This window comes from Vibrio sp. 2132-1 (assembly GCF_033344315.1).
Genome location: NZ_JAWPON010000172.1, coordinates 1 through 887 on the forward strand (window position 1 = coordinate 1; position 887 = coordinate 887).

The 887-nt window shown below is 44.9% G+C and carries 2 protein-coding genes; both read right to left on the reverse strand.

Annotated features, from left to right (window positions below):
* On the reverse strand, nt 1-538 hold a 538-nt coding region (locus R8N47_RS24215), incomplete at its 3' end, for a glycosyl hydrolase family 18 protein (RefSeq protein WP_318185978.1).
* 131 nt (nt 539-669) lie between these two features.
* On the reverse strand, nt 670-887 hold a 218-nt coding region (locus R8N47_RS24220; protein WP_318185979.1), incomplete at its 5' end, for a sugar-binding domain-containing protein.

An 887-nucleotide genomic window follows, 5' to 3' on the forward strand; every position in this document is an offset into this window, starting at 1 on the left:
CGCCTGGGTATTCCCAATCCAAATCAATGCCATCAAAGAAATCATATTGAGCAATCAACTCAACGGCACTTTTTGAGAATTGATCCATCGCTTGTTTGTTTTGCGCCATAGCATGGAACGGTTCAGACATTGTCCAGCCACCAAAAGAAGGAAGAATTTTGAGATCAGGATGTTGTTTCTTCATTTCGGCAAGTTGAGCGAAGTGACCTTTGTATGGCACGTTAACTGAGACAGCGCCAAAGTTCTTTTCCAGTGCCGCTTCGGTATCGACAATGATCGCCGTATAGGGATCTTTTCCTTCGCATTGTTTAGCTACTAGGTTTTGCACCGTTTCAGAGGCACCGGTATGAGGACCGCACATACTGAGAAACGCGTAAATCACATGTGTCAGTTTATCGGCGGGAATATCTTTCACCGTGTATGGGTTTTCTGCATTCGCGTACTGCCAATCCGCAAAGTAACCCGCTACGACTTTTTGCTCGGCGTGCGCCGCACCAGTTATCCCCATAATTAGTGCAGCAAGAAGTGTCTTTTTCATTGTTTTCTCCAGAGTAGGTGTACAAATTTAAAGCTACTCCTAGAGAATATTTTTAACTTGAAAACGAAATCAGGCTGCGAGTCATTTATAAATCCTCGCAGCCTGATTACATAAGTTGCATATTATTTGTGCTAACTCTCAGATGCCGCGTTACCGTGCATCTGCTCATCCAAGTTCAACACTGTCAAAGCGTTGCTTACACTGGTAGCAATCACGTCGATTGCACCGGTACGTAACGCACCAAGTAATGCAAGCGGTTTACTGTTTTCAGCAGCGATAGCAATCACTTCTGCGATTGGCCGAAACTCTTCAATTCCAAGGCCAATGACACGGTCACTCATTACGGTGT